Annotated in this window: 18 protein-coding genes and 1 riboswitch; of the genes, 11 read left to right on the top strand and 7 right to left on the bottom strand. The window is 35.7% G+C overall.

What is annotated here, in order from left to right; translation table 11 throughout:
* Position 1: 1 nt before the first annotated feature.
* Genes BANA01_RS05390 through BANA01_RS05375 form a run of 4 tightly spaced genes read left to right on the top strand, consistent with a single transcriptional unit; the run spans position 2 to position 4,658 of the window.
* On the top strand, positions 2–1,270 hold the full coding sequence (locus BANA01_RS05390; RefSeq protein ID WP_063251994.1) for an oligosaccharide flippase family protein: 1,269 nt from the start codon (positions 2–4) through the stop codon (positions 1,268–1,270).
* Positions 1,245–2,372: a glycosyltransferase family 1 protein gene (locus tag BANA01_RS05385; RefSeq protein ID WP_063251993.1), complete on the top strand. Its 1,128-nt coding sequence runs from the start codon at positions 1,245–1,247 to the stop codon at positions 2,370–2,372. The genes BANA01_RS05390 and BANA01_RS05385 overlap by 26 nt, the downstream gene beginning before the upstream one ends.
* Positions 2,359–3,597: an O-antigen ligase family protein gene (locus BANA01_RS05380; protein ID WP_063251992.1), complete on the top strand. Its 1,239-nt coding sequence runs from the start codon at positions 2,359–2,361 to the stop codon at positions 3,595–3,597. The genes BANA01_RS05385 and BANA01_RS05380 overlap by 14 nt, the downstream gene beginning before the upstream one ends.
* Positions 3,594–4,658: a glycosyltransferase family 4 protein gene (locus BANA01_RS05375; protein ID WP_063251991.1), complete on the top strand. Its 1,065-nt coding sequence runs from the start codon at positions 3,594–3,596 to the stop codon at positions 4,656–4,658. Before BANA01_RS05380 ends, BANA01_RS05375 begins: the two co-directional genes overlap by 4 nt.
* Positions 4,659–4,713: 55 nt before the next feature.
* Here the strand turns inward: BANA01_RS05375 and galE are convergent, their stop codons facing one another.
* Together galE and galU are read right to left on the bottom strand one after the other, a co-directional pair.
* The gene (gene galE / locus BANA01_RS05370; protein ID WP_063251990.1) at positions 4,714–5,721 is read right to left on the bottom strand and encodes a UDP-glucose 4-epimerase GalE; all 1,008 of its coding nucleotides are present in this window, start codon (positions 5,719–5,721) and stop codon (positions 4,714–4,716) included.
* Positions 5,722–5,857: 136 nt separating this feature from the next.
* Positions 5,858–6,739 (bottom strand): UTP--glucose-1-phosphate uridylyltransferase GalU, encoded by an 882-nt coding sequence (gene galU / locus BANA01_RS05365; protein ID WP_063251989.1) that lies wholly within the window; start codon positions 6,737–6,739, stop codon positions 5,858–5,860.
* 247 nt (positions 6,740–6,986) lie between these two features.
* Between galU and BANA01_RS05360 the strand changes: the two genes are divergently transcribed.
* Positions 6,987–9,077 (top strand): LTA synthase family protein, encoded by a 2,091-nt coding sequence (locus BANA01_RS05360; protein ID WP_063251988.1) that lies wholly within the window; start codon positions 6,987–6,989, stop codon positions 9,075–9,077.
* A 38-nt stretch (positions 9,078–9,115) separates the two neighbouring features.
* Here the strand turns inward: BANA01_RS05360 and wecB are convergent, their stop codons facing one another.
* The 3 genes from wecB to BANA01_RS05340 all read right to left on the bottom strand — a co-directional run bounded on the left by wecB (position 9,116) and on the right by BANA01_RS05340 (position 15,294).
* A complete protein-coding gene (gene wecB / locus BANA01_RS05355; RefSeq protein WP_063251987.1) occupies positions 9,116–10,264 on the bottom strand; it encodes a non-hydrolyzing UDP-N-acetylglucosamine 2-epimerase in 1,149 nt (382 codons plus the stop codon).
* 134 nt (positions 10,265–10,398) lie between these two features.
* Positions 10,399–14,034 carry a bifunctional 2',3'-cyclic-nucleotide 2'-phosphodiesterase/3'-nucleotidase gene (locus BANA01_RS05350; protein WP_082799415.1) on the bottom strand — a complete coding sequence of 1,212 codons (3,636 nt, stop codon included), beginning with the start codon at positions 14,032–14,034 and terminating at the stop codon, positions 10,399–10,401.
* Positions 14,035–14,394: 360 nt separating this feature from the next.
* Entirely contained in the window at positions 14,395–15,294 is a 900-nt protein-coding gene (locus BANA01_RS05340; protein WP_063251985.1) for a CPBP family intramembrane glutamic endopeptidase, read from the bottom strand.
* Positions 15,295–15,584: 290 nt separating this feature from the next.
* Between BANA01_RS05340 and BANA01_RS05335 the strand changes: the two genes are divergently transcribed.
* From BANA01_RS05335 to BANA01_RS05320, 4 genes are all read left to right on the top strand, one after another.
* Positions 15,585–15,887: a DUF4359 domain-containing protein gene (locus tag BANA01_RS05335; protein WP_063251984.1), complete on the top strand. Its 303-nt coding sequence runs from the start codon at positions 15,585–15,587 to the stop codon at positions 15,885–15,887.
* A gap of 89 nt (positions 15,888–15,976) precedes the next feature.
* Positions 15,977–17,650: a hypothetical protein gene (locus BANA01_RS05330; RefSeq protein WP_063251983.1), complete on the top strand. Its 1,674-nt coding sequence runs from the start codon at positions 15,977–15,979 to the stop codon at positions 17,648–17,650.
* 308 nt (positions 17,651–17,958) lie between these two features.
* Complete coding sequence (locus tag BANA01_RS05325) at positions 17,959–18,555, top strand: DUF5317 domain-containing protein (protein WP_063251982.1); 597 nt, start codon at positions 17,959–17,961, stop codon at positions 18,553–18,555.
* Positions 18,556–18,735: 180 nt separating this feature from the next.
* Complete coding sequence (locus tag BANA01_RS05320; protein WP_063251981.1) at positions 18,736–20,571, top strand: bifunctional diguanylate cyclase/phosphohydrolase; 1,836 nt, start codon at positions 18,736–18,738, stop codon at positions 20,569–20,571.
* Between the two features lie 151 nt (positions 20,572–20,722).
* Here BANA01_RS05320 and BANA01_RS30520 read toward each other — a convergent pair whose 3' ends face one another.
* Together BANA01_RS30520 and BANA01_RS05315 are read right to left on the bottom strand one after the other, a co-directional pair.
* Positions 20,723–20,854, bottom strand: a complete 132-nt coding sequence (locus BANA01_RS30520) for a hypothetical protein (RefSeq protein ID WP_268875053.1) — start codon at positions 20,852–20,854, stop codon at positions 20,723–20,725.
* 39 nt (positions 20,855–20,893) lie between these two features.
* Positions 20,894–21,571: a copper homeostasis protein CutC gene (locus BANA01_RS05315; RefSeq protein ID WP_063251980.1), complete on the bottom strand. Its 678-nt coding sequence runs from the start codon at positions 21,569–21,571 to the stop codon at positions 20,894–20,896.
* A 202-nt stretch (positions 21,572–21,773) separates the two neighbouring features.
* Between BANA01_RS05315 and BANA01_RS05310 the strand changes: the two genes are divergently transcribed.
* Positions 21,774–22,826, top strand: a complete 1,053-nt coding sequence (locus BANA01_RS05310) for a multicopper oxidase domain-containing protein (protein WP_063251979.1) — start codon at positions 21,774–21,776, stop codon at positions 22,824–22,826.
* Positions 22,827–23,311: 485 nt separating this feature from the next.
* Positions 23,312–23,398, bottom strand: a riboswitch (cyclic di-GMP riboswitch).
* A gap of 217 nt (positions 23,399–23,615) precedes the next feature.
* On the top strand, positions 23,616–24,473 hold the full coding sequence (locus BANA01_RS05305) for a M15 family metallopeptidase (RefSeq protein WP_235847068.1): 858 nt from the start codon (positions 23,616–23,618) through the stop codon (positions 24,471–24,473).
* Positions 24,474–24,514: the final 41 nt, after the last annotated feature.

Raw genomic sequence — 24,514 nt, 5'->3', positions numbered from 1 at the left:
TATGGGACTTACGAAAAAACTTTTGAATAAGAACTTATTGCTAAAAAATATATCTTGGACGTTTTTTGGTAACATTATATATTCGGCTTGCCAATGGGCCATACTTTCGATTATTGCGAAGGTTGGCTCATCTTTAATTTTAGGGGAGTTTAATTTAGCTTTTGCCATAACAACCCCCATTTTCTTATTTTCAAGTCTGCAGCTGCGTTCCGTTGTAGCTACAGACCATAAAAATGAATATTCTTTTCAAGAATATTTTCAGCTAAGATTCCTGTTATCTATTCTTTCTCTTGTTGCAATAATTATTCTTGCTATGTTCCTTAATTACGATTTGGTTTTTAGCTTAGTATTAATAGGAATAGCACTTATAAAATTCTTCGAATCCATCAGCGACATTTTTTATGGAAAATTCCAGCAAGAAGAAAGATTTGATGACATATCCAAATCTTTAATCATTCGAGGAATTCTTTATATCGTCCTTTATTTCATTGGGGTATTTTTCCTTAACAGTCTTTTGATTGGTGTAATACTGGTTAATGTTTCATTTATTTTTTTACTTTACTATGATTTTAAAAAGCTAAATGAAAGAATACACTTTAAACTTGATAGAAAAAAACTTGTTATGCTTACCAAGAAAAGTATTCCATTAGGATTAGTGGTCCTTATTATTTCACTGATTGACAATGTTCCAAAGTATTTTATTGAATACAATATTGGTACCAGTGAACTAGGGTATTATACCTCGATTGTATATGTAACAATAATTGGCAGCACCATCGTTAATGCTTTTGGACAAGCTAGTATGACTAGACTCTCTTTATATTTTCAACAGAAAAAACTTGCCCAATTCATCAAGCTTCAAATTCAATTGATTATTTTTACGATCATATTAGGACTTTCTCTTGTTGCATTTGTGTATTTGGTTGGAGACAAATTATTAGTCTTATTATATAACTCGGATTTTGCAAATTATTACGATGAGTTTAAACTTATTATGATTGGCGCTGTATTTCTATTTATAAGCTCTATTTTTGGTTACGGTATTACCGCTGCTAGATATTTCAAAGTGCAGCCTTTTATATTGTCAATCGTCTTACTATCTAATGCAATATTTAGCTTTATTTTAATAAAAGATGGCATATACGGTATATCCATTGCCTACTTACTAACGAGTATCATTAATTTTCTATGCCATTTATGTGTGTTTATTTATATCTTGAGAACGAGTAAAAAGGGTGAAGCAAATGATCAGAGTGCTCCAAGTTATTGAGAAAATGGACAGGGGCGGAGCAGAAACATTTATTATGAACCTATATAGAAATATCAACCGAAGTGAGATTCAGTTTGATTTTTTAGTTCATGATCCCTTGGGACACTATATTGGTGAAATTAAGGAGCTTGGCGGCTGTATTTATACATTGCCAGCACCAAGCTCGATTGGAATTAGAAAATACAAAAAGCTTCTCAAAGAAGTATTGTTAAATAATGGCCCCTTTCATGCAATCCATAGCCATATTCACCATTTTTCAGGTGTTATTGTGCAAACAGCCAAGACTGCTAAAATACCTGTACGAATTGCACACAGCCATACTTCAAGGGATTTTAAAGTATCGAATCCTTTAAGAAGCATTTATACAAAGTTAATGGAAACATTAATTAAGAATAACTCCACATTGTTATTTTACTGCTCAGATAAGGCTGGTCAGGCTCTTTATGGCAGTAATTTCAAGAAAGATAAACGTTCCGTTTTTATTCCAAATTCAGTTCAATTAGATCAATTTAAATCAGTTTGGCAGATGGATAAAAATGAAATACGGAGTCAGCTAGGTATCCCTCTTTCCAAAAAAATTGTTGGTCATGTTGGCAGCTTTACAACACCAAAAAATCATTTGTTTCTAATCGAGGTTTTCCATCACTTAGTAAAAACTCATCCCGATTTTCATCTCGTTTTAGTTGGCGGCGGGCCGCTTAGACCTGATATTGAAAGTAAAGTGAACGAATTAGGGATGAGCGAAAATGTGACTTTCTTTGGAGTTACAAATGATGTGCCAATGGTTTTACGCACATTTGATATCATGTTATTCCCCTCTCTTTTTGAGGGTCTTCCAACTGTTATTGTTGAAGCACAAGCTGCCGGTATTCCATCTGTTCTTTCGAATACCATCACAACTGAAGTAGATATGGACCTTGGTCTGCTTGTTTACAATGATCTAAATTTAACATTAGATCATTGGTCGAATACAATCTTAGAATTGGTGAATAAGCGTGTCCCAGAATATCAAATAATAGTTAATAAAATACTTTCAAAAGGGTTCGATACAGCTCAAGTGGCTGAACTTTGTGAAAGGTTGTATATAAATGGCCATAAATAAGTACTGGATTGAAGTTTTTTTAAGAAATTACTTGAAATTTATCATGTTTTCCATGCCCTTTTTAATTGGGTATATACCATTTTTGAGTGAGACCCTGGCACTAAAGAGCCCGTTTATTATTGGAATTTATTACGGACCTTTACTGCTTTCTGTCATTTGGTTTAAAGATATCATTCATTTTAAAACGATAAAATATTATACTGTCATTATTTTAATATCTATTATTACCCTTATATGGTCTATAGATGTAAATAAGGGTATAACAAATATCTTCCTATTAGTATCGTCTATTGCTGCAGCCTATTTACTTTACTTATTTGACTACCGCAAGTTATGGGCTTGGTTTTCTTGGGGGATGCTTGTATTTACAATACTATTAAAATTGAAAGTGTTGTATTTCTTCCTAGATACTTATAATTTTGGCGGCGATCGGCTGGGGTATATCGAAGGTCAATTTGCAACGGATCCCAACTTTTTAGGAATGTATATTGGGATTGCGCTGTTTTACTTTATATCTACACTAAAAAATAATCTTTCTAAAAAGATAAATAAGACATATATTTATATCCATTTAGCGGCTTGCTTACTATTGATTTACTTTTTATTTTTAACACTATCACGCACGATAACACTTTCACTAATCTTAACTCTCATGTTAACTTTTGTTGTCCTTGTCTTGAAAAACAACTTTAAAGAGAAAAAGGTCTTAATCAAAACTTTGTCCATTTCTCTTGTTTCAATTATATTACTGGTCTTCCTAATTTTGAATTCCCCATTATCGTCAAGGTTTAAGGGGTTATTACACGATGACCGCATCGATATTTGGAAAGTGATTTGGGGCCTTATTGGCAAGTTTGATATTTACTCCTTTTTCGGTTATGGACTGGGTTCTTCTGATTTAATAATAGGAAAGTACTTTCATGGTGCTGTATCTGACAGTGAAGGTATTCTTCGATTTAGTGCTCATAATTTGTATTTCGATTGGCTTCTTCAAACGGGTCTGATTGGATTTGGAATTCTCCTTTATTTGCTTGCTAAAATGATCAAGGTGAATTGGAAATCATTAAATAGTAAAAATATTGATCTATTCTTAATCAGCACATTTTTTTTAATTTGTTCATTCGGAATTAATACATTTGGACACTATTCATTGCCAGTAATGGTTGGCTTAATTATTTCAACACTCTTAACAAAAGAATCTACACATAAAGGAACGTCAAAATGAAAAAAAATATTCTCTTGATTATCTTAAATTCAGCCTATGGCGGTGCAGAGCGTCATGTATTAGACATTTGCAGATACCTGGATAGAAGCAAGTTTAATCTGTCTATTATTGTACCCGAAAACACTAAAATCGAAGAAGAATTAAAAGGGATGAAAAATTTACAGGTACAAACCGTTAATAGAGGCAGTTCAAGTATCTTGTCTATGTCGAAACTTATTAAACAAATGAATCCTGATACGATCCATGTTCATAGTCCGCGGGCAACCTTAATGGCAGCTATCGCTGTCGGTCTAGCCGGTTTCAAGGGCAACTTCATAACAACTGCTCATGGATGGATACCAAATCGACTTAAGTTAAGAAAAGGTATTGAACTCGTTTATATATCAGCTTTAAAGCGATATAGCAAAATTATAGCCGTTTCCGATGATGTTAAAAAAACTTTAAACTCTAACAATATTCCATTAGATAGGATTGAAACAATCTATAATGGTGTAGAAATTGAGGAAACCAAATTAAGTCATACAGCCTCCAGCAGAAAAGTGGTTTTCCTTGGGAGATATATCGAAGAGAAGGGACTCCCTTATCTTTTAGAAGCTTTAAAGGAAATCAATAAAAGTGAATTAAAAAATAAACTAACTGTTGATTTTTACGGTGACGGTCCTTTGAAAGAGTATGTAGACCAAACAATTAAAGAATTGAATACAAACAATGTTAGAAATTGTGGTTTTATGAATCCCGATCAAGTGATTAAAACACTCCGGAACTATGATATCCTTATTATGCCATCTATCCAAGAAGGTTTTCCCTATACATTAGTAGAGGCATTTTCAGCAGGAATACCTGTTATTGCTTCTAGTGTAGGCGGTATTCCAGAAGCATTGGAAAACGGGTTTAATGGGTTTTTAACTACTCCGAAAAGCAGCGAAGATTTAAAAATTGCCCTCGAAACATTTATTAGATTAGACGATGCAAAGGTTCTCGAGTTGAAGAAAAACGCTCTTGATACCTCTAAGAAATTTAATGTTGTTGACATGGTAAAGTATATTGAGAAAAACTATTAATATAAAATGAAAAAGATGACTTTCCCTAAACTTTTCGTTAGGAAAGTCATCTTTTTTAATATCCTTCAGGATTTGATTTTTGCCATCTCCAGGAATCCTCGCACATTTCCTTTACCCCTTTTTCAGCTGTCCAGTTAAGTTCTAACTTCGCTTTCTGTGGGTTTGCATAGCTTACGGCAACGTCACCAGGTCTCCTATCAACGATTTTGTAGGGGATTTTTCTGCCAGAGGCGCTTTCAAAAGCTGAAACAAGCTCCAAAACACTATATCCCTTACCTGTACCCAAATTATATGGTTCTACACCCGTTGTCTGAAGTACCTTTTCAAGTGCTTTTAAATGTCCTTTTGATAAATCAACTACATGGATGTAGTCCCTTACACCAGTACCATCAATAGTTGGAAAATCATTTCCAAAAACTTGTAACTCTTTCAATTTTCCTACTGCAACTTGTGTAATATATGGCATTAGATTGTTAGGAATGCCATTTGGATTTTCACCGATTCGGCCACTTTCATGTGCTCCAATAGGATTAAAATAACGTAAAAGAGCAATACTCCAACTTTCATCCGAGATAAACAAATCACCTAAAATTTCTTCTATCATGAGCTTCGTACGTCCATAGGGATTTGTTGCAGAAAGCGGAAAATCCTCTGAAATCGGAACTTGTTCAGGTAATCCATAAACAGTAGCTGATGAGCTAAATACCAATTTTTTTACACCATATTTATTCATTACCTCGCAAAGAATAAGTGTTCCCGTTATGTTATTATGATAATAATGTAAAGGTATGGACACAGACTCTCCAACAGCTTTTAGACCAGCAAAATGGATAACTGCTTCAATATGATTCTCCGAAAAAACCTTTTCTAGCCCTTTCTGGTCAAGTATATCTACTTCATAAAACTTAAAATCCTTACCAGTGATTTCTTTAACACGAGTTAATGATTCGGGCTTACTATTTGAAAAATTATCAACAACTATGATTTCATATCCAGCATTCAATAGCTCTACACAGGTGTGACTTCCGATATAACCAGAACCTCCTGTAACTAAAATCGCCATGGAAATGACCCCCTTTATTTCTCTGATATATTAAAAATTTAACCCAAAGGATATTATACCTAAATTACACCAAAAAAACATTAAATTGGAATGAATTGGACACTTATAAGAATTGCTTATTATACCGATAACATTTTTAGAAATGTTCATGTTCTTCAATTTTTGACTTCAAAAACTTTAGCAGATTCTCCTTTAAATCCTTATTTTTAAGTGCAAACTCTATTGTAGTTTCAATAAATCCAAGTTTTTCTCCTACATCATATCTGTTTCCTTCAAATTCATATGCAAAGACACGTTGTATTTTGTTTAGATTCTGAATTGAATCTGTCAACTGGATTTCTCCTCCAGCTCCCACTTCCTGTTTATCTAAAAACATAAAGATATCTGGAGTAAACACATATCTCCCTATTATTGCCAAGTTAGAAGGAGCTTTTTCTATTTCAGGCTTTTCGACAAAGTTTTTGACCTGAAATGAGCGCCCTTGTTGTTCAATAGGATCAATGATTCCATAACGATTTGTCTCATTATCAGGAACCCTTTTTACGCCAATAACGGAGGAATGGGTTCGATCATATTCATTTATTAACTGTTTTAAACACGGGGTTTCTGCTTGAACAATATCATCACCAAGTAAGACTGCAAAAGGTTCATTGCCAATAAAGTTTCTAGCACACCAAACAGCGTGTCCTAGTCCTTTTGGTTCCTTCTGTCTAATATAATGGATATCGACTAATTTGGATGGCTCTTGAACCTTTTTTAATAAATCGAATTTTTCTTTACTGATTAAGGTTTGTTCCAGCTCATACGCGGAATCAAAATGGTCTTCAATTGCCCTCTTACCTTTTCCTGTTACAATGATAATATCTTCTATTCCAGACTCTATCGCTTCTTCCACAATATATTGTATCGTAGGTTTATCAAGAATCGGCAGCATTTCCTTCGGCATTGCCTTTGTTGCGGGTAAAAAACGTGTGCCTAGACCTGCAGCAGGTATAATAGCCTTTTTTACTTTTTTCAATCTAATACTCCCTTTCTTTGATATACTAAGAACAACACTTTCCGAACTTTACTAATTAACGAATCATCTACATTTTTAACTAATTATTCCATAACGAGAATCAATAAACAAGAATGTAGTAGTTTGCTATCTAAGGTGCTTGTATGATTTCTACACTGGTTATGTTGTTCTTTTCTAACCTAAAAACATATAAGTACACAATTAGGGTAAATTAAATTCAATGATTTTGGTGTCGAAAGGGGTCAAAATGTTAAAGATAAAACACAAAGAACCAATCTTTGCCTTGATAATGACGGGAATTCAATCATTTATCACGATTTTCTTAACGGAAGTCCTTTATCGAGGAGGGTTTAGTCCTGCTCTTGAATGGACAAAAGATTACACTAGACCTTTCACCTATAATTTTTTATTATTATTTTTGCTATTAGCAAGCTTACATATGTTCAAAAGAAAACTTTATATTATTCTTTCCTATCTAATAACCATCCCATTGTTATTTCTTGGTTTAGCTTCAAATGTGAAACAAGGGATTCGCGGCGTGCCTGTTTTACCAACTGATCTCTCTCTTGCAGCAGAAGCGAGAAGTATGGCTGAGTTTTTCTCTGGAACATTACACTTTTGGACTATTGTCTTCCTTGTTGTGTTAAGCCTATTGGGCATTTTTCTAGTTTATAAAATCCCAAATCAACAGGGTTCTAATTTGATTAGATTTTTAACTTCTGTTGTTTTGCTAACAGCATTCATCGTTATTTTTAGAATCGAAAGTTCTAATGATTCCACATTCCTTAAGAGAAAGTTAATGATTATTTATCAAATGACAGATCAAAGAACCACCTATGAAATAGATGGGCTAATGGCAGGTTTTATTCAAAACTTGAAATGGTTGAAACAAGAGATACCTATTGGTTACTCCCAATCAGCCATCAATACCATTATTTCTAAATCAGATGTACCTGAATATCCAAACGATAATGATAAACCCAATATTATTATGATTATGAATGAAGCCTTTTGGGATCCAACTAAAATGGAAAGTGTAGTGTTCAATCAAGATCCATTACCGTATTTTCATCAACTTCAACAGGAAGCAAGCTCAGGGTCACTTAATGTAACTGTGTTTGGCGGGTCAACGGTTAATACGGAATTTGAAGCATTAACTGGGTTATCAACACATTTTTTACCCTCTGGCTCTATCGCCTATTTGAATTATGTTAAGAAACCTCTGCCTTCTCTTCCAACTATCTTAAGAAAACAAGGCTATGATACAACCGCAATTCATTCCTGGCATCACTGGTTTTATGACCGATCCGGCGTTTACAGGGATTTAGGTTTTAATCGATTTATTAGTATGGAATTTATGGGAAATCCGATTGCTCATGGTCCTTTTTTCCGAGACAAAAGTGTCACAGATGAAATTTTAAAAAAGCTAAAACAAGAAAATAGTGGCAAACCAAATTTTATTTTTGCTGTTACTACTCAAAACCACGGTCCTTATTCTACTGACAAGAAGGAGGCCTTTTCAACAATTGAAACGCATTTAAAGGGCGATGCCTCTTTTTCAGATGAGGCAGAAAGCATGTTAGAGGTTTACTCAGATAACCTATTGGATATCGACCAAGACCTTGAAAGATTAATTAATGAATTAAATACTATGGACAAAAAGACTATTCTTATCTTTTTTGGTGACCATCTCCCTTTACTAGGGAATGAATACATGGTTTATGAAGAGGCAAACTTCTACCAAGGTACTGATTCTTATGAAGAATATTTAAATATGTATTCGACTCCATTATTAATTTGGGATAATTACAGTAACAAAAAGGAAAGTATTAATATAGGTTCATCCATGCTGACTCCTATTATCTTAAATCGAGCAGGTTTAACTGGTAATCCTTTTACGAATTATTTGCTTTCGAAATACTTAAATGATGGGTTATCAAAAATACCTAGAGAAGATTTCTACGCAGTAGAGCAGATGGATAATGAGACACTAACTGAATTAAAGATGCTTCAGTACGATATTTTATTTGGTAAAATGTATTTCAACGACAATAAGAAAATTGAGGTTAGCAAGAACTACCGTTTAGGATACAAGGATCCAAAAATCACTTCGATATCTATTCGTAAAGGTAAAGACAAGATAGTTGTAAAAGGGCAAAATTTCACACACAATAGTTATGTCTTTATTGACGGAACGGCGGCTGATAAAATTTCTGGAAATACAACAAATATTACTATTCCTTTTACTGAATTAAAAAAGGGCACGGAAATTATGGTCAAGGTAATCGATCAAAATGAAAAGATTCTTTCGAGTAGTAATAAATATATTTATGAATAAGAAAAGCTGACTTCATATACAAGTCAGCTTTCTCTATTTTAAAATTCCCCAAAGTCCGTTGGTTTTTCATTTGTTAGGTTAAAATGATACATTATTGCTTTAACGATTCTTTCGGAAGCCTGCCCATCACCATATGGATTAGAGGCCTTGCTCATTTGGTCATGCGCTTCTTTATCAGACAGTAGTTCATCCGCAAGTTTATATATGGTCTCTTCATCTGTACCAGCAAGTTTTAGTGTACCTGCCGTAACTCCTTCAGGCCGCTCCGTGGTATCTCTTAAAACAAGTACCGGAACTCCTAAAGACGGTGCTTCTTCTTGTACACCACCAGAATCCGTTAGAATCAAATAGGCCCTGGAAGCAAAATTATGAAAATCGATTACATCTAATGGCTCAATTAAGTGGATGCGGTTATTTTCACACAGAACTCTATTCGCAATCTCTCGAACAACTGGATTCATATGCACTGGATACACCACCTGAATATCCTCGTGCTTTTCAACCAATCTTCTGATTGCATTAAACATATTCTCCATTGGTTTTCCTAGATTTTCTCTGCGATGTGCCGTCATCAATACTAACCGATCACTGCCAAGATTATCTAATACTGGATGGGAATACTGGTCTTTTACAGTTGTTTTTAACGCATCAATCGCAGTATTTCCGGTAACAAAAATGGAATCTTCCCGCTTATTTTCAACCAATAGGTTTTCCTTCGATTGAGTGGTTGGTGAAAAATGCAGATCTGCTAATACTCCTGTAAGCTGTCGGTTCATCTCTTCAGGGTAAGGAGAATATTTATTCCCTGTACGCAGGCCAGCCTCGACATGCCCAATAGGAATAGAGTTATAAAAAGCAGCCAAACTTGCCACAAACGTTGTTGTGGTATCACCATGAACCAACACGATATCAGGTTTAACCTCTTGAAACACTTTATTCAATCCTTCTAAACTGCGGGTAGTTACATCAATTAAGGATTGGCGGTCTTTCATGATATTTAAGTCATAGTCTGGTTGAATCTGAAATATTTTTAATACTTGGTCTAGCATTTCTCTATGTTGTGCTGTAACAGTTACAATAGATTTAATTTTATCATTCTGTTTCGCTAACTCTTTTACTAGCGGAGCCATTTTAATTGCTTCCGGTCTGGTCCCAAAAACAGTCATTACTTTTATCTGGTTATTCATATAAACCTCCAAAAGGATAATCATTGATTGATATATGTAGACATCTACATAATAACAAAATATGCACCGAAAAGCACTATAAGCTGTTTATATTAAAAACAACCTTACTCGATGAAGAGTAAGGTTGCTTCAAATTAATTCTGTACTTTTCTTCTTCTAATAAATAATGTTATTCCAAGTCCAACAAAAAGGATACCCGTTAATAACAAGTTATACATACTCGTAGCTGTGTTTGGTATAGGTTTTCCAGCAGGTTTATCAGCCGGCTTATCGGTGACATTTCCATTTCCATTTCCTGTTGCTGGAGAATCGACAGTTGCCTCTTTGGCATTTAAAATTCTGCCTTCAATGGCTGCCGAAATTGGTTTGGTTTGTGCTTTTACATAGTTAACTAAAGTATCTAAATCCGTTAACCATACTTTACGGTCTTTACCCTGTTTCAGAATGGTATATCCGTCCCCGCCATCTGACATAAAGTTATTTACCGCTATCGTATATACTGCATTAGGGTCAATCTTTTTCCCGTTTGGAAGGAAAATATCTAGAACTTTTTCACCAAGCGGCTTTTCTACTGACCATGTGTACTTCAGACCAGAGACAGCCATAATTCTATTTCTATCAGCACTAAATTGCTGATTTAATAATGTTCTGATTTGTTCTCCCGTTACTTTCATAGTAACAACGTCATTACCAAACGGTTGAATCGCAAACAATTCTCCCCAAGTAATAGGACCTTGATTAAGGTTGTCACGGATACCGCCTGAATTCATGAAAGCAAAATCTGCCTTTGTTGCGTCACGCATAGAATCTGCAATTAGATTTCCTAATGCTGATTCACCAGCTTCATTCGCTGTACGAGTGATCTCAACAGCAGCTACCCCAACTTCTTCATTAATGGTTGGAGCAATATCCGCCATGTAGGCATCAAGTTCGGCCTTAACTCCTTCATCTAAGAATTCTGGAGTTTGGAATGTTGTAACGATTTCTGCTGATTTTCCAGTAATATCACCTGTCTCAGGATTGATTGTTAAATCAATATCTGAGAATGCCGTACCATAAGAGTAAGATTGTACAAGCAATTTACCATCAACAGTGGAATTTAGATATTTATGGTCATGAGCACCAAAGATAACGTCGATTTCATCATCAACTTGATTAGCAAACTCCACTACTTCACCAGTTGGTTTTGTTCCATCTGTCGCAGAAGTTCCTGGATTATGTGCTAAAACAACGATAGATTTTATTCCTTGGTCCTTAAGTACTTTTGCATATTTATTGATTGCTTCAACTTCATCTGTAAATTTAACGCCTGCTACCCCGCTTGCGGTAACAATACTTGGTGTTTCAGTTGTAATAACACCGATAAATCCAATTTTCACTCCATCTACTTCTTTTACCGAATAAGGAGGTAAAATTAACTGATTTGTTTTTTCATCTACAACGTTTGCAACAACGTAAGGGAAATCTGCTCCTTCAAATTCACCGTACTTAGCAGCAGTTGCAGGATGTGATCCACCTTCGATTAGGCGCTTCATTTCTTTAACACCTTCATCAAATTCATGGTTACCAACTGTTCCAAGATCAAAACCAATTTCATTCAAGAAGTGTATAGTTGGTTCATCCTGTAACAGCGCAGACACTGGACGACTCGCACCAACCGCATCCCCCGCGTGCAGCATGATCGTTTGAGCATTATTTTGTAATTCTCTATCCTTTAAATAACCTGATAAGTAGGCAATTCCACCAGCAGGCTGTCCATTTACTTTTGCAGAGTAGTCTAGCTGCCCGTGTAGGTCATTAATTCCTAATAATTGAACATGGATGTTTTGATCTAATTCAAATAATTTATAGCCAGGTTTAGTTGTAGAATCTCCAAGGTTTTTTACATTAGGAGTAGTTGCCACATAGTCAACTGCTTCAGGTGCAGTATTAAAAACTAATTTGGCATTGCCGCCAACACGAGCTATCTTCCAGTTGTTATCTGGAGCCGGTGCTATTTTACCTTGAGCACTAATGTAATCCATAAGAATTTGGCGGTTTTCAAATGGTGAATCCACTACCACCTTTGCAGATCTTAATTCAGCTAAGCCGCCGCTTCCGCCAGCACGATAGTTGTTTGTTGCTACAATATATTTTTTAGCTGGATCGATTGGTGTTCCATCTAACAATGTTAATTTAGTAATTCTCGATCCAGCAGGCTTTGTTACATCGATTTCATATTTCACTCCATCCATTACATCGTAATTATATGGACGGAAATCATAATTAAGTAAGTCTTGAGGTTCAGTACTGTTTGGATTGATCGTGTTGAACTGTTTCGCTGACTCTTCTAACCAGCGTTTAACCTGATCACCATTTACCTCAACAGCTTTTAAGGTATTATCAAACAGATACAAATCAGCTGCACTCTTAATGGTTACATCACCTTTAGTGATATTCGTGTAATCTGCTACACCTCCGCGTCCGCCTTTGAAGGGTGCAGCTGCCGAAAGAACAGGAACATCCTTATATTCAGGAGCATTTGTTTCAATCCATTTTTTCACATAGTCCATTTGCGCGTTGTTAACTATTTGTGTAGGTGCGTCATCCATTACACGTGTAAAGAAGCTGTGCATCGGAATTGCAGTAGTTCCAATTTTTCCACGGACGTATTCAAGTGTAGCATTATGTTCGGCTGAAACAGCATTAACGATATTTTGATCTTGTTGAGTATCCGCACTTACGGGGCGGTTAACGGAGGTTGAATTTGCTTTATCAACCATCCATTTTCCGTTTGCGTCTTGAACTAAAGCTAGGTCAAGCACACCAAGGTTGTTACCCCAGTAGCCTGCTTCAACAGCCTGCGTACCATTGATTGTACCTTTAACATTATCAATTCCTGGTTTACCGTCGAAGGATTTATCACCAGGGAAGTTTACGTGAGCATGACCAAATAACATAGCATCGATTCCAGGGACCTTTGTTAGGTCGTAAACTGCATTTTCAGCTTCTTCTTGTCCTTCTTCTAAAATATCACAGCCAGAGTGTGCGATGGCGACAATCACATCTGCACCTTCAGCTTTCATTTGTGGAATAAATTTGTTAGCTTGCTCTACGATATTTTTTGCGATAACTTTACCGGTTAAGTTATCTTTATCCCAACGCATAATTTGTGGTGGTACAAAACCAATTACCCCAACTTTAATTGTTGATTTATTACCGTTATTATCGATAATTTCTTTATCGAGAATTTTATATGCGTCAAAGTAGTTTTGATCGTTATCTGGATTTCCATCTTTATCATCATGGTAAACATTCGCATTTACAACTGGGAATTCAGCTTCTTGTAGAACATCTTTTAAATAGTCTAACCCATAGTTAAATTCATGGTTTCCGACAATTGCTGCATCATAATCTAAATAATTCATTGCTTTATAAATCGGGTGAGTATCAGTTGGTCCCAGCTTTTTAACCTTCGCTACATAACTAGCCAGCGGGTTTCCTTGAATGGTATCTCCAGCATCAAATAGCATAGAGTTCTTTACTTGTGTTCTAGCTTCTTGAATGAGAGTGGCAGTTTTTGCTAATCCATAATTGGTTACGGGTGCGTCTTTAAAATAATCATATGGCAAAACATTGCTGTGTAGGTCCGTAGTCTCCAAGATTCGCAGAGTAGCTGTAGCAGGGGCAGCTTCTCCTTCCGCCTTCACTGTACTAGGAAAAATATTCAATGGAACTGTTGTTAGTGCTAGTCCTACTGCAAGAAAACTATTAAGGACACGTCTTTTCATGCTTCTTTTTATCTTTCTCTTCACACTATATCCGCCCTTTGACAAATGATTTAGTATTGCAGAATTATTCTACTAATTTATTTGGTAGATTGATAGTCTTTTTTTGTAAAATTTTTATATTTTATGTCATTTTTTTAGTCATTTATTGTAGTAAAATAGAAAAACAACAAAATGTAAGCGATTAAATGCGAATGATTTTGTTTTTTTCTTCAAAATCATTCGTATTTTTTCGTATGTAAATGAATCTGGGAGGCAATTATTTAAACAGTTTGTTCTTTTTTTCGGTATCTGTCCTCTTTTAGCAATAAAATACTCATCTACAAAAAAAGAAGCTACCATCTTAGGTAACTTCCTCCAATTTTAATTAGCTATATCTTCTGTAACTACAATTTCACTAGACCTTTTGACCTTTTGATTTTCTATTGCCATTAAAATCAAGTAAATAGGTAATAGAATCAACGCAGTGATTTCAAGAATAAATTCAACGTAATACCAGGAAAGCGTTGCAAGGATATCGTAAACTGAATGCACCAGAACCGTCACCCAGAGATTTCTCGTCCACAGTAAGATAAATCCAAATAATAAACCCATATTGGCAAAGGTAACAATTGCCCCAATTTCATATTGCCATGATTGAATTGAACTCAGTGTATGGTCAATACCAAATAGCACAGAGGTAACAAAAAGCGCAACCAAGACAAAACCGTCACGCCGCCCGCTTTGCCAGCGTTTTGGGAAGACCTTCTTAAAAACTAACAGGATGAGTATGATATACGCCAATCGCCAAACTTCTTCGAGACCGGCAAGGATATCGGTAAAAATATCGTATCCTACACGATCGATTTCATCGATTACTTCCCACATTTTTTCAACAGGTTCAATCGACTCGCTTGGTTTTGCTATCTCATTCTCAGCAGATACCACTTCTGTGTAATCTTCAACATATTGCTCATAATCATTGCTAAAATCTTGAAAAGCGTAAGAGGAATAGATATTAATAACGGTGCTGCCGAGAATAAAGAGTAAAAAAGCGCCAATAAATTGTTGAATATGCTGTAACTTTGTTTTTTTGATTCCATTACTTAGTCTACGATGAAGCTTCAATCCGATAAAAAAAGAAGATACCATAATGGCGTCGTATATGGTACCAGCTAATTGGCTGTAGCCGCTTAAATAGAGGATTATTTCAACCCCTATCGTAATGGTGAGAAGTCCAAACAGAAGCTTTTTCGAAATTGGTGCAGTTAAGTTCGTTGTCATCTATATATCACTCCTGCCCTACTAAATCGCACACCCTTCTTATTTTCCAAAAAGCTCTACAGCTAAAATTCCAAGTCCATTTAATAATAATAGGAAAAGTAAGCATGCAATGGTCCATTTCCATTTTCTTGACAATGGGTTATCTCCTTAAATGTTAATTAGTTATAATTTATCATATTACTAGGGAGTTAGCACCAAGGTTAATCTCTCCAATTGTATTTACAAGCATATCCTCCCACTTTATACTTAAAATAGGTAAAATTAACAATTATTAGAATAGGGGTTGAAAAGTGAAAAAGATCATTTCTATTATCCTATTGATAGTCATTGTATTTGTCTTATCAGAAACAAAACCTGGACGTTCGCAATACGTAGAATGGATTACGCACGAGGCGATGGATCAATCTTCGAATATCCTAGAAAAAGGGATTCTTTCATTAGCTGGGGAAAAGGTTTTCGATATGGGAACAACGGAATCAGATTACTTCATTTTTTCAGTCTATAAAACTGATTTTTCCGAGATAGGCTTAGGAAAGGTCACCTGCGTCGGAATCTTTAACAAATTTATTCCAATCTCTAAAAGTGAAAAATAAGAAGTCCAGAATGGTCTTTTTATTTAACTATTTAATTTTTCCATGATTGATTACGATAATAGTAGAAACTGATAAGGGAGACATTCGTATTGAGCAGAGATATTGAAATTTTTAAAACTGTGCTAGAATCTAACCAGAATTCCCTTAAGGATGAAGAGCTTGCCTTTATTCTGAATACACTCGAACATTACCAGGACCAATCAATCATACATGATCTATGGAAGATGATTCTAGACCATAACCATACATACAGACATGTACTGGAGTTTATTAATCAGAATCCAGACTACACACCTCTGATAAAGACTTTTCTTGATAAAAAATTTAATCTCACTAGTGTGGAGGACATTTTAGCACAGATTAATATACTACTTGAAATTTCGCCTAATTTAATTAAGAATCGTTATTTTCGGATACTGACAATCCAAAAGACGGCTAACGCTGTTAGAGAAGCCTCGGACCTATTTAAAGCAGCGAATGCGGTAAAAGCATTTCAGGCAACAAACCTGGATGTAGATTTTTCAAAATTAAAAGACAGGATGATGGTTTATTTAGAGATTGCGTTAGTAGATAAGATTGAATTGAAGAATATAACCCTCAACCAAATAGAGGCATATGCGTATTTTTCGACTGGCAGGCTTACCGAAAATGTTTTAAAGGATAATCAGAACATCAATAAATACGAAGTTTTGAAGGTGCTTCAACAACTTTTCCACACACCTGTTGTTTCCGTTGGGGTGGCGCTTCAACCGTTATCAGCTTCCATTCGGGAAGAACTTCGAGAGGTATTAAAAAATGTATTGCGGAATAACATTTCAAAGAAATACTTCCAGCACATACTAGCGGCATTTTATGATGAGAAAGGGAGTTATTATTATCCTCAGCTATTCGCTTATATGAGTAAAAATGCTGACGATCAGCAAATGTTATCCTTTATTAAGTGGATTGAGAAAAACCTTCAGCACGATCATCATTATCACCGGGCACTAAAGGCATATTTGAAATCACATCCAAGGTCAATTTGGAAGAATAAAAGTGCTCGAAAAGAGCTGAGGATGATTTCAACAAACAGTTTTAGAAAATTGGTAAAGGAAGTTGAAAGTGAGAGTGCGGGTACTGTTTTTAAGTTTTTTAAAAAGTATGGTGTTCAAGTAAGCAGCGTACTGTTCGTTACCCTGGCAGTTGGAGGCGGGTTATATTTTGGATATGACCTCTTAGCAGACAAAAAAAATGTGGAATCCGTTCCAACAACAACGAAAGCAGCAGCCTCCGAGCAAGTCAAAAACCTTGATCTCAATCCATTTAAAGAATGGAAAAGTGAAGAACCCTTTGTTTTCCATGTAAATGGCGAACAACAGGAAATGATCTTCGGGCAAGGAAATCCAATGGGTGGTAAGAGTTTAGTATTGACCGACAACCAGAATATTGAAACCCCCTTTGATTTGGTGATTAATGCAGAAGAAGTATCACCTTTTGATGAAAAGGGTGTACTAAAAGAAGGTTTCTCCTTCTATCATACAGAGTATGATTTTGATGTTAATGGCACTCTAGAGGTTGTAATTATGGCACTCAGTCAAACATTCGAATCGTTTGTGTGGGTATACAGTCCGATCTCCGAGAATGGCAGTGTGGGTCTCCGTGCAGACCTGGCTGTAAAAGGCATGTCCGATGCAAAATTAGTGGATAATACACTGAAGCTTCTCAGCGATCAAGGGCAGTCAGAAACGTACACTTACATCAATCAGCAATTTGTAAAACAATAATATAGAAGGAATCAAGGTAGATTCGAACCTCTTGCATGATAAATTAACACTATCAAGACCTCAAACTTTTATAGTTTGAGGTCTTTTTTGGCCGCAACTGTCCGCCTGAGGGGCGGAAGTGTCCACCCTAGGTGGAAAGTGTCCACGAGCGGTGACAGGCACCAATTTATACACAAATATTTCACATTTTATACTTGAATTCGACAAAATTCAGCAATATTATTATTATTATTATTATGGGAATATTTACCCTTTACTAAATCTTCTTTTTTATTTAATTTAATTCTAGGCATAGGCAGGTAATACTAATGGTATTTGATGGCATACTTATTTCGTTTATTGTAGGATTACTCAGGAAGGGTAATTTAAAGGCTTTTTCTCAGTTAAATTTAAAGTGGGGCTGGGTATTCCCACTGTTGCTAGTCGTCCAACTAGCTGTATTTACGCTGCAAAATGATAGTGTATTTTTAGGACAACTGAGTGGATCTATTTATATCGTTGTCTACATCATTGGATTGGTTTTTTTATTTTTAAATCGTAAAAATCCTGGCTTTATCCTTATTTTTATTGGGGTCTTTTTAAACTTTTTAGTGATGGTTCTTAATGGCGGCAGGATGCCTGTTTCGGTAGAGGCTGCAGCAGTTTTAGATCCGGGCTATATCCAAGCTCTAAAAGATGGATTGTATGCTAAACATGCAATGTTAACAACTGAATCAAATCTGGGATTTTTGGGTGATGTGATTCCAATAAGTGACCCTTACCCACGAACACAAATCATTAGTATTGGCGATATCATTATGAATATCGGAATCTTCTATTTTATTCAATACTTAATGGTTAAACATCCCTTGGCAAATAGAGGCAAAACAGCTTCCCTTTCAATGAAGGGAGGTGAACTAAAATGAAAAAAGACCAAAAACAAGGCCTTAAATTGACTGGTATTCTATACAATGCAATTATTATTGGATCTGTTATTATTGCATTAACATCTGGATTTAAGTTAGTTTAATAGTATAATTATCGTATTAACGTAGGAGAAGTGTAAGTTTCAACTTCTCCTAAATTTAATTTTGAGAGTGATAAAAATGCGTTTAATTCAAACACCTACTAATACATATCTTACTCTTGTGTCTACAGCTGGTATTTTATTCTTTATATCCTTTATTCAATATCCACAGTATCCCCCAGAAACATGGTTCACCATGTTTGCAATAGCTGGTACAATCCTTTTACTAAACTATTACACAATCTTACTTCCTCCAAAGGGTAATTCTCTTTCAATGGATTCATCTGTATACTTAGCATGTCTATTTTTATACGGATTACCTTTTACATTAAGTGTTTTATTCATTTATTCTTTAGTTTTCGCCATCATGCAGCGGAATATTGTCTGGTGGAAGCATATATTTAATTTTTCCACATATGCTCTGATGATCATTAGTTCCTACTATTCTTTCATTTTTCTTGGTGGTACTATTGGCAACATCCATATTAATAATTTTCTACCTTACTTAATCGCATTAAGTTGCTATTTTGCCATTAATGTAATGCTAATTGGTGTATACTTCATTTTGGCAGCTGCCGAAAGCTTGGAAAGTGTATTTAAAGAAATTATTAAGGAAACACTTTCACCTTATTTGAGTACACTAATGCTTTCATTGGTATTAGTTATTTTAATGGATTCGAATGATGTTTTCGGGCTTTTTCTCTTTACCTGTATTGCCTTTTTGCTTTCTTTAGCATTTAAGCAGCACTTTCATTTGTTTAAAGAGATTTCGGAAAAGGCAAACAAAGACTTTTTAACCGGGCTGAATAACCATGGATATTTTAAAGAGATTTTAGTGGAAGAAGTAGCGGCAGCAAAGGAAAACGATCAACCGTTATGTGTAGTCCTTCTTGATATCGATGATTTTAAAAAATATAACGATTTATACGGACATATTGAAGGTGATCATCTTCTCCAGGAATTCGGATTACTTATTAAAACGGCAGCAGAACAGGAAAACTTCATAGTAGCACGCTATGGAGGTGAAGAATTTTCTATCATAATGCCTAATACTACATGTCAGAAAGCGATCTCTTTTATGAATGAGCTGCGTAAAAAAACAAATGACACCTACTATAAAGGTGTGGAACGTCTCCCTTATGGCTGTTTATCCTTTTCAGCTGGAATTGCAGAATGCGAAAAAGAAACCTATAACACTTCTGAACTTCTAAACAAGGCAGATCAAGCGATGTACTCTGCCAAAGGTCAAGGGAAAAACCTTGTTCATATTTACAATCAATATTCCGAATATTCAACGCAGCGGTCTCTTTCTTTAGAAAAAGAATTAGAGGAAGCAGAACATCAGTTACGAATCTTTCTTTCAAAGGATGTTTATACTTATCGGCACAGTAAACGTGTTTACCAATATGCCGTTGATTTTTCAAGAATACTTACCTTAAGTGATTATGAACGGAAGACGTTGATTCTTGGTGCCTTAATCCATGACATTGGAAAAATTGAAATCCCTCGCGATATTTTAAATAAAAAGGGAAAGCTTGAGCCGCATGAATGGGAAATGATGAAAATGCACGTAACCTGGGGAAAGGAAATTATTTCAACCAATAAAAAATTAGAAGACTTGATTCCATTAGTTGAACTTCATCATGAACGTTATGACGGGAACGGTTATCCATATGGTCTAAAAGGAAAATCAATTCCAAAGCTGGCACGTATCCTTTGTATTATCGACTCATTTGATGCAATGACCACCGAACGTCCATATCAAAAAACCAAAACATTTGAGGAAGCCATTATTGAATTGAGGACCTGCTCCGGCAAACAATTCGATCCCCAATTCGTGGAACCATTTATAGCCATGATTAAACAGCAGGATAACAGCATGGTTAGCCATAAAACTGAGCAATTAGTTATTTAATAACTAAAATAAATAGTTTAAAACTAGAGAGACCTCGACCTAAAAAGTTGAAGTCTCTTTTTTATCCCGTTACTGTCCGCCTCAGGTGGAAAGTGTCCACGAGCGGTGACAGGCACCGTTTCAACGGGCACCTTCATCAGCATCCGTTATCCTATTTTTCTTTGTTATCCTCTGTTTCATTGGTCTGAAGAATTTGTTTTATTTCGCCTGTATCACCTTTGGCATTGATGATTTCGAAGATTTGGTTAAGTCCTTCGCTTGTTTGATCTTTTTCTGTTTTCATGGTTTCCTCCGTTGGTCAGGTTACACTTAATATGCCCATTTATTTCAAGGTATGAACGATTTCAGTTGCTTTTTCTAAGGAAACACCTTCGAGCGTATTATGATTTTTTCTGATGGCGGTGCCAAAGTGATAGCAATTTGTTGCTACTTGTTTATGTACTTGGCTGATATTTTCCTTTGTCAAGCCGCTGCCAATAAGGATGTCTGTACTTGTACAAGTTTCTTTCATTTTCTTTAGTGTTTCCAAGCGGGTTTCCCAGTCACCAAATCCCCCAGAGGTTAGAATGGTCGTTATCTCTTTGTATTGATCCAACTGTTGAGCAGCCTTAATTAAATTATTGGAACTATCTATCGCGCGGTGAAACGTAACCTCCATAGGACCAATATCCGTTAGTAACTCTTCAAGGCGTGGGAAATCAACATCCCCTTTCTTATCGAGTACTCCAAATACTACGCCATTTGCCCCTAACGATTGAATAATACGAATATCGTTTTTCATAATCGAGAAATCATCCTCAGTATAACAAAAAGATTGGCCATGCGGTCTCACCATTACATTGACAGGAATTGAAACACTATTAACCACTCTCTCGATTAATCCATAGCTTGGAGTAATGCCGCCTTCTGTTAATCCAGATACCAATTCAATTCTGTCTGCACCCGATTTTTCAATTAATTTTGCATCCTCTACCGTAACTGCAATAAATTCGATTAACATTATTTACTCTCCTTCCCTTTTCAATCTGATTTTACTATTAATTACTTATTTTACTTAATAAACTTATAAATATTATTAATTGCTCAATATTTCACAAAGTGTTCAAACAATTCTAAATAATGAGTGATTCTAATCACTAGGATATTATTTACAAAATTTACAATGAAAGTGTAATCATTTTATATAAAAGGGGTAAGAGCGAATGAAAAATTTTTCTAAGGTTGCAAGTGTTATTGTCACTTCTGTTATGTTTTTAACTGCCTGTAATTCTGCCAATTTCTCCAACGAAAAACAGACTGCCATAGTAGCAAAAGCTAATACAGCCTCACAAGTAATTGAACCTCATAAAAATCTCAATCAACAACCAATTCCAGTCAACATCGAACGTGTCGGTAAACACGAAGTTAATATTGAAATGACCGCACAAATAACCGATATCGAAATTACCAAAGGCAATTTGTACAAAGCATGGACATTTAACGGAGAGGCTCCAGGACCAGTGATTCTTGTGAATGAAGGCGACACCATTAACTTTACTTTGAAAAACATGGATCCTGCTATTCCGCACAGCATGGACATTCATGCCGTTCATGCATCCCCATCACAGGATTTTGTAGATATCATGCCAAATGAATCTGGTACCTTTACCTACCCAGCTAACAATCCAGGGGTCTTCATGTATCACTGCGGAACAAAGCCAGTTTTGACTCATATCGCAAACGGAATGCACGGAACCATTATTGTAAAACCCATAAACGGCTACCCGACTGATAGTGAAATCAACCGTGAATTTGTCATCGTTCAAAACGAATGGTATAAATACAACGACTTAGAAGATTTTACGAATGGAGTACCTAGTAACGTGGTCTTTTCTGCCAAGGCTTTAAAAGAAGGCGATCTCAATACAAACGGTACGGTTGGTGCCCTAGTCGACACCCCGTTACTTGCAAAGGTTGGCGAGAAAATCAGAATATACATTAATAATGTTGGACCCAATGAAGTCAGTAGTTTTCATGTGGTGGGTACCGTCTTTGATAATGTTTATATCGATGGTAATCCTTTTAACCTCATGAAAGGTTTGCAAACTGTTATGCTGCCAGCAAGCGGCGGGGCTGTTGTGGAGTTCACCGTTACAAAGGAAGGCAGTTATCCCATTGTGACACATCAGTTTAACCATGCTACTAAGGGAGCAGTTGGAATCTTGAAAGTAACAAAAGATGGACTTGACGATGGCAGCAAAGTCGTGTCACATTAACTTGGCGGAAAGCACCGGAATTCTCTGGTGCTTTTTCTTAGAATATACCAGTTTTTGTACACATTCTCAGGCAGAAGTTATCAAACATAAAAAGTCTAAGATAGTTATCCACTGCCAAAAGTGTTTTTATTCTCTATTTCTCACTTACCCACAAAACTTATGAACTTATCCACTAAATTAACATACTTATTCACATCTATTAATTACTTACCCACATTTCTGATTGAAATATCCACATATAAACACAAAAAGGTCTGGGAACCCCAGACCTTCTATATTCTAGCACCTAATTCTATTGCTTTACTATTATGGTACGAAGATTTCACCTTTAGTTCCCATTTAAGTTCTTCACATAAGCAATCATACTGCATCATTTCAATGTGACGGTACTGAAATAAATGATAATAGTATTTAGCTCTTAATAAGATATTTTTTAACAACACAAAAACCTCCCCAATTTATTTCATAAATCGCAGAGCATCGTGTTCGGTAACTGGCTGGCATCGTTCTAATAAACATTAGCCCCTTTAGTTTTGCGTCACCATTTTTCAATAGTTTTGCCATTTCGTACGATTTATGTGTTTAATAGAACTATATGATACAACTACATAATAATAAAGAGTCTTAGGTCCTGCTTTTCTTCCAAAACCTTTTATTACTATAGGCTGCTCCGCCTATTTATCCAATAATACGTTGTTGGATATCGAAAGATGTACCATAATGTACTATATTGACGTTTAATTTTGTTAGAATGTATTATTCTATTTTAAAAAGTAAGGGTGTTTTATTTTGAAAAATTGTTCTTCCATATTTGTAAGTTTAGTCATCATGACGTTATTAATAGCAGGCTGTTCAGAAAAAATTCTGAATGCCAAAGGTAATCTGTATCAGTCCGAGGATACCTCTGAGGAACAACTAGACACAAATAAGAATGAGGCGAATCCCACTGACGAAAAGCAGAAAGATGCGGAACACAAAGATCAGTCTGGGGAAAATAACGAAAGTTCAAAATTGCTGGAGCAAGACGTTTTAACACCGCCAGCAGATATGACTCGGGATGGTATCCAAGTTGTTTTTAATCCAGAAAGCATTCCGGTTCTCGTAAATAAACAAAATAAACTGCCAGACAATTATAATCCTACCGACCTTGTTTATACAGATATTCCTTTTGTTACTGGTGTAACAAACGAAAAGCGAAAAATGCGGCGTGTTGCGGCTGAAGCGGTTAATCAACTATTTGCTGACGCTAAAGCTGAAGGTATCTCCCTATTAGGAGTTTCAGCTTATCGATCACATGCAACACAAACAACGTTGTTTAACTACTATGTAAACCGTGATGGATATGAAAAGGCAAGAACGTATAGTGCATTGCCTGGGACTAGCGAACATGAGACCGGCCTTTCAATTGATGTAACGGGCAAAAATGGAAAGTGTGCCGCTGAAAATTGTTTTGGAGGTACTAAAGAGGCCATATGGCTGGAACAGAATGCAGCAGAATATGGGTTTATTATTAGATATCCAAAGGGAAAAGAAAGTATTACTGGATATCAATACGAACCTTGGCACCTTCGATTTGTTGGTAAGGAATTGGCACTTGAGATTACAAGCAAAGGTATCACGCTCGAGGAATTCTATAATGAAGTTTAAAAAGAAAAGCGTCAAGATCCGATATTGGAACTTGACGCTTT

This window comes from Neobacillus niacini NBRC 15566, assembly GCF_001591505.1.
GTDB classification, from domain to species: domain Bacteria; phylum Bacillota; class Bacilli; order Bacillales; family Cytobacillaceae; genus Neobacillus; species Neobacillus niacini.
Note: the sequence above shows the minus strand (reverse complement) of the source record. Positions and strands in the feature narration are given on the sequence as shown.

Excerpts from the sequence above, each read along its gene's own strand:
- BANA01_RS05315 (WP_063251980.1), bottom strand. The coding sequence starts at position 21,571 with ATGTTAATCGAATTTATTGCAGTTACGGTAGAGGATGCAAAATTAATT.
- BANA01_RS05310 (WP_063251979.1), top strand. The coding sequence starts at position 21,774 with ATGAAAAATTTTTCTAAGGTTGCAAGTGTTATTGTCACTTCTGTTATG.
- BANA01_RS05375 (WP_063251991.1), top strand. The coding sequence starts at position 3,594 with ATGAAAAAAAATATTCTCTTGATTATCTTAAATTCAGCCTATGGCGGT.
- BANA01_RS30520 (WP_268875053.1), bottom strand. The coding sequence starts at position 20,854 with ATGAAAACAGAAAAAGATCAAACAAGCGAAGGACTTAACCAAATCTTC.
- BANA01_RS05325 (WP_063251982.1), top strand. The coding sequence starts at position 17,959 with ATGGTATTTGATGGCATACTTATTTCGTTTATTGTAGGATTACTCAGG.
- BANA01_RS05385 (WP_063251993.1), top strand. The coding sequence starts at position 1,245 with ATGATCAGAGTGCTCCAAGTTATTGAGAAAATGGACAGGGGCGGAGCA.
- wecB (WP_063251987.1), bottom strand. The coding sequence starts at position 10,264 with ATGAATAACCAGATAAAAGTAATGACTGTTTTTGGGACCAGACCGGAA.
- BANA01_RS05340 (WP_063251985.1), bottom strand. The coding sequence starts at position 15,294 with ATGACAACGAACTTAACTGCACCAATTTCGAAAAAGCTTCTGTTTGGA.
- BANA01_RS05360 (WP_063251988.1), top strand. The coding sequence starts at position 6,987 with ATGTTAAAGATAAAACACAAAGAACCAATCTTTGCCTTGATAATGACG.
- BANA01_RS05320 (WP_063251981.1), top strand. The coding sequence starts at position 18,736 with ATGCGTTTAATTCAAACACCTACTAATACATATCTTACTCTTGTGTCT.
- BANA01_RS05350 (WP_082799415.1), bottom strand. The coding sequence starts at position 14,034 with ATGAAAAGACGTGTCCTTAATAGTTTTCTTGCAGTAGGACTAGCACTA.
- galE (WP_063251990.1), bottom strand. The coding sequence starts at position 5,721 with ATGGCGATTTTAGTTACAGGAGGTTCTGGTTATATCGGAAGTCACACC.
- BANA01_RS05390 (WP_063251994.1), top strand. The coding sequence starts at position 2 with ATGGGACTTACGAAAAAACTTTTGAATAAGAACTTATTGCTAAAAAAT.
- BANA01_RS05380 (WP_063251992.1), top strand. The coding sequence starts at position 2,359 with ATGGCCATAAATAAGTACTGGATTGAAGTTTTTTTAAGAAATTACTTG.